Genomic DNA, 5,189 nt, shown 5'->3' with positions numbered 1-5,189 from the left:
ACTCAACACCTTTCGGTCCCTGAGCAATTGAATGAACTGCTCCTCAGTCTTTATAGGGGACGTTCTTAGCGCTTCTGGATAGTTCTGGTCCTTTTCATATTGATCAATGCGGCTCAGAACCTTAAAGAGCTCACGATCTCGCCATTCTAATTCTTCTGCCGCCCGCACCGGCTTGTGGCGCTCTGGGTCATAGGCCCACCCGTCAACGTCATTCATCCACGAATCATAAGGCTGATAGGCAAGAAGCGTGTGGGTATCTGGCACATCCCCGATAGTTTCAATTAAATAGTCGTAGAGCTCAGGGTTATCTCTGTCCTTCGCATAAGCATACTGACCTCGATGATCCGGGACTTCCTGCCAAGTGCCTTTCACTAACTTTATTGCGAACCCTTCTTTAGGCTCTGGTGGTGCTTCAAAAACATGATGGTCAGGCAGTTCAAAGTTGTAGTCTGAGACCAAAAACGCCATCCCCCACTCATTGTAGTAGGACTGGCCAATAAGGATCTCATAGACTGTCCACTCATCCTCTTTGTATAAGACGGTTTGAGTGTCAGGATCGTACTCAGGTGGGTGTTTTTGTATCGCCCACTCTGGATAATCACCATCTGGCTGGCCTATGACGTAACGACGTCCGTGTTCATCCCAAAACGCTTTCCATGTCATGTCTTCGATTTCATTGGACCAAACGTCTTTATCACGATCGTAGTGGGCAATCATCCCGGCGCTTGATGGAGTATAAACAGTCTGAGTAAAATCCGAACCTAAAGCGGTACCTTTAGAAACGTGCTCTACGGTATTTTCAATCCACCACCCATCTGGAGTGATACGTGACACGTTGACGGGTTGAGAGTGTTCGAAGAATTTAGTCATTATGCCAGCCTTACTATCCAGTTTACTTTACGGTGGTTAATGGTGTTTCTCGACGCACCAAACAGTGCAATGAATAAACTGTGAGCATGAGCGCCAATGGAAGTTGAGTGGTAGTGGTTACCTGCGGATGCCGTTGTGTTTGTATAGCTTCCTGATGGATTGCTAAAGCCCGCATTATAACTCCCTCCATAGAGCGCGCCAGACATGGTCCTCACTGTATATGGGTGCGCGTGGCTACCCGTCGTGTTCGAATTTTTGGTCCCCAAATTTGTAGAGCCGACACTCGAACCGGGGTGTCCATGCGCTTTGACTTGGCCTTCTTCCCAAGCTCCGACCGTTTCCCCGTCTTCTTTCCCGATGACGCCACAGCCGCGCATATCGGGAATAATGCCGTTCGGCCAAATGGATGCAAGTTGAACATAGGTCTTCACATCAAAGGCCTGACCCTTCATGATACCAAAGCCATCAGGGGCTTCATTCGTAAACCAAGGAATGGCCGCACCGACAGGGAATATTTTTGCGGCCAACTTTAACCAGAGGTTAGTGACCAGCTTGTCGATGACATTCGGTACTCCCAGTGAATGCATCAACTTTTTAACGGTCAGTATTTTTTCATCGTCTGTCCCGGTTGTGACGTCTTCCACCGTCGCAATCTTCGCGATACCACGCTCTCGCTCTGTGGCTTGAGGGTAAATGGGGGTCACTTCAAGCGTCACAGCAGAGGCGTTGTATAAATCGACGGAGCATTCGATTTCCAATTGAATGTAATCTTGACCAATATCAGGCACCAAGCTGGGGACATATGAGCTGTAGATGATCATATCACCTTCATCATCGTATAGCCCAAACTCCCAAACGGACTCCCCGGCAAACCGGGTGCTATCGACATACACTAAGGCATGGATCCACCGGTCTGTGGTATTGCCTTCATTAATGTCTTGACGCCCAAACTCGTTAACGAGTTGAGTGAAGGCGGTGTTAGGTTCAACATATTCAAAGTTTGAATCGCCCAATGCGATTTCTCGGATAATCACTTTCTCACCGGCTTGGTAGGCTGCGTCTAACTTAGCCAAACCGACGTCAGTGACCACTGCGCTTTTTAAAGGTTCGTTCGCCATAATCAATCCATAAGAGTCACGGTGATGCGTTTTCGGCTGCGGGTATGGATGCCGGCATAGATGCCGCCACGACTTAAAGGATTCCGGACGATCATGTTCCAGTGCTGGGAGCCTTGTTTGTTGCTCTCCACTAACGTCACCACGTTCTCATAATCCTTTTGAGTCAAGCCGCCTTGTTCCTGGGTGGCTTCCACAAGAAAAGTGCCTTTCTCGCCAGGCGGATTCATTTGATGCCAAACGGTGAGTTTGGGGTCAAAGCCAGTCAGGTCCAATGCGCGCTCCACCGCCCAAATGGTGCCCTTGTACTTGTACAGTGTCAGGCCATTTTTTACGACGGCACGTTTGCGCTCAAGCGGCCAGGCATCGTTCCAGGTGTCAACTCGAAACCACCAGGCAAGCCAGGGCAGATACGACTCATGCACATGATCGATATCCAGTACCTGCAACCCTTGAATCGCTGAGCGCACCTCGTTCATTTCTTCGGAGGTCAGACGGCTTAGTGTTCTCAGCCGGATGTCTTGCTTTAAGATTTTGGGCAGCATCATTACGTCTCGTTTATCCAGTGATGACAGAATACCGAGTCTCAACATCCTCATTTCCGTTCGGCAGATGGCTGGGTGATATAAAGACACAATGCGGGCTCTACCTCACTCACATCGAGATACATCATGAGCACTGAACATCAACCGAACAACACCATTGAAACCGTATCGAAACCGGACGCTCAGGTTTTCGCCCTGGAAGACATTGCGCGTGCAATGATGGAATTTGACCTCTGCATTTTGAATACTCCCATCCAGTTTGGCGGGATGGTGCTCAACTGTGCGAAGCGGGTGCGTAAAGCACTGGTGAAAGACCGCATTGAGGCGGTGCGATTCACAAAAGAGCAATATGGCTTTGAGTCCAACGATGCCATCACGGCCCACATTGCCTCCAGCATTCTCGTATTCGGTGAACGTGTGGAAGAAGCGCGGGATGAGCATGGAAAGCTGACGAAATTAGGAATGAAAGGCGAAGTGGTGGTGCCGGTCGACATGCTGATTAACTTGCCTTATGAGGAGCACATCAACCTGGCGCATTTGATGGGAAAGAGCTGAATCTCGCCCGAATCAAATCAACGGTATTCGACCAATCTTTTCGTCTGCTTACCCATCGAAAAATCGGCATTGTGACGGCTTCAGAATTGCTCCGGGCCGATTGGGCACAGTTCGCGTATCTTATTGAGATGTTTAATCATGAAAAGTAGCAACAGCAATTACGCATTAGAACTGATTGTGGGTATTCAGGATGCGTTTACCCAGCAGTCTAAAAAGATTGAGAAAGAATCCAGTAAGCTGGAGCGAGAGTTTAAGCAGCTACAGAAAACCACGGCGGACATCGATGCGTTTAAAAAAGCGGAAAAAGCGCTGAAGACGCTGAATCAGCAGGAAACTCAAAACAAAAAAGCCATTACAGTACAAGAGCGCGAGCTGGTGCGGCTTGGGCGAACACTGAAAAACACCGGCATCGATATCAACAACATTGCTCAGGAGGAGAAGCGCCTTCAGACAGAAATCCAAAAAACCAACCGAGGTCTGAAGCAGCAAGGAAGTGCGCTTAAGCAAATTGAGAAAATCGGTACGATGGCGGGCGGCGCTGTCGCATCGGCAGGGTTGGCCTGGGCAGGAAACGACAAGGCCCGCAACGAGCGGTTACTGGCGGCCCGCAGCAGCTATTCTCTGGATGACGTGCAGTCAGCAGAGCAGCGGCAATTTCGTTCCGACTTGATCCGACGGTATGGCGCCGACCAGGAGAGCATCTTCTCCGCCCAGGCGTTAGCCAAGCAACAGAACNTAGGTGAAGACGACACGCAAGCCCTGACAAAAGCGGCCATTCAACTGCAGAAGATATTCCCTGACTATTCCTCACCAGAAACCGTTCGTGCCCTGGCGAACATTTCCAAGGGCTTTGGTATCAGCATTGAGGAAGCCGCCAATAAGGTGTACGCCACCAGCTCAATGGTCGGCGATGCGAATGGCGACCTACTCGATACGTTCGCCGAATACTCCCCTCTGCTCGGCGATAAAATCTCCTTCGACCAATTCGCCGCCTCCATCGTTCGTGCCCGTCAGGCGGGTGTGTGGAATACCGACAAAGTTGGGGATGCTTTCAAGGAATCTTTCATGGCACGTTTCAGCGATAAAGGGGAATTTGCCAAACTGGTCGGCGAAGACGATAAAGCGGGCTCCATTGATGCGATAAGCGACATCGACCTGCGCAATCGCATTAAAGAGGCCGCCTACCGGGTGCGCAATGATGTGGCCACAGGTGAGGCGCCCGGGAATCACTACGCCGCTCTGCTGGCTTTAGTGAACAGCGCCAGTCAAACCGATGCGGCTGCGGTGAAACCGATCCTTGAGGCGATGGGCGGCACCATTTTGTCTGAGGATATTGGCACTCAAGGCCTGAATGCCATGCAACAAGGTCTGCAAGAAGGCGCTCAGGTCTTCGAAGGCACACAATCTTTGGATGAAGCAAGCAAGGGCATCGCCACGTCAATGGATAAAGCGATGAACGCCTTGGGCTCCATGGCCGATACGGTGTCTAACAGTGCAGCCAATCTCATTGATAAGTTTGATGGCTTAGGGGACGCGATATCCAGTGTGACGGGGTCAGCAACGGGGGCCATGAATGAGCACTCAGCATTAGGCTATGCCGGACTGGCGGGGTCTGTGGGTTTGACCGGCTTCGGAGGATTGATGGCCACCCGCATGGGTAAGAAGGCGTTAGGAAAAGTGTTTGGTGTCGCTACAGGGGCAGAGAAAGGCTTCAAGCCCAGTCGTCTATTCAGTGGCCTGTTTTCCTCTAAGGCAGCCGAGCCTGTTGCCAACATAGCAAAAGGGACCAGCCTGTGGTCAAGAGCTGGCACAACGCTCTCGGGGGCCGGCAAAGGGTTGATGAAGAAGTTGCCGTTTCTCGGGACCGCATTAAGTGCGTTGTCTATCGGTGACAGTGCGTTGAAAGGTGATACCGAACAAGTCTGGAAAGACGTCGGTGCGACCGCAGGCTCTTGGCTGGGCGGTTTAGGGGGCGGCGCATTGGGCGCGCTGTTTGGGGGTGTCGGTGCAGCACCCGGAGCGGTGGCAGGCTCCGTGGGTGGCTCAGTGGCGGGGGAAACCTTGGCCTCCTGGCTCTATGATGTATTGGGTGGCGATAAAGAGC

At 51.4% G+C, this 5,189-nt stretch carries 4 protein-coding genes; 1 reads left to right on the top strand and 3 read right to left on the bottom strand.

Annotation, left to right across the window (positions count from 1 at the left end; translation table 11 throughout):
• From CAG65_RS22340 to CAG65_RS21215, 3 genes are all read right to left on the bottom strand, one after another.
• The coding region (locus CAG65_RS22340; RefSeq protein WP_161454899.1) for a hypothetical protein at window positions 1-870 on the bottom strand (870 nt) is incomplete at its 3' end.
• A complete protein-coding gene (locus CAG65_RS21220; protein ID WP_161447534.1) occupies window positions 870-1,988 on the bottom strand; it encodes a phage tail-collar fiber domain-containing protein in 1,119 nt (372 codons plus the stop codon). The genes CAG65_RS22340 and CAG65_RS21220, both read right to left, overlap by 1 nt.
• 2 nt (window positions 1,989-1,990) lie before the next feature.
• A complete protein-coding gene (locus CAG65_RS21215) occupies window positions 1,991-2,578 on the bottom strand; it encodes a phage tail protein I (protein ID WP_161447533.1) in 588 nt (195 codons plus the stop codon).
• 78 nt (window positions 2,579-2,656) lie between these two features.
• On the opposite strand from CAG65_RS21215, the gene CAG65_RS21210 reads away from it, so the two are divergent.
• Complete coding sequence (locus CAG65_RS21210; RefSeq protein ID WP_161454898.1) at window positions 2,657-3,085, top strand: hypothetical protein; 429 nt, start codon at window positions 2,657-2,659, stop codon at window positions 3,083-3,085.
• The last annotated feature ends 2,104 nt before the right edge of the window (window positions 3,086-5,189 follow it).

The organism is Vibrio sp. V39_P1S14PM300 (assembly GCF_009904765.1).
GTDB lineage: Bacteria > Pseudomonadota > Gammaproteobacteria > Enterobacterales > Vibrionaceae > Vibrio > Vibrio proteolyticus.
This window is presented reverse-complemented; position numbering and strand designations above follow the sequence as displayed.

Bases quoted from the DNA above. Each gene is read 5' to 3' on its own strand.
- CAG65_RS21215 (WP_161447533.1), bottom strand. From the start codon at position 2,578: ATGTTGAGACTCGGTATTCTGTCATCACTGGATAAACGAGACGTAATG.
- CAG65_RS21220 (WP_161447534.1), bottom strand. From the start codon at position 1,988: ATGGCGAACGAACCTTTAAAAAGCGCAGTGGTCACTGACGTCGGTTTG.
- CAG65_RS21210 (WP_161454898.1), top strand. From the start codon at position 2,657: ATGAGCACTGAACATCAACCGAACAACACCATTGAAACCGTATCGAAA.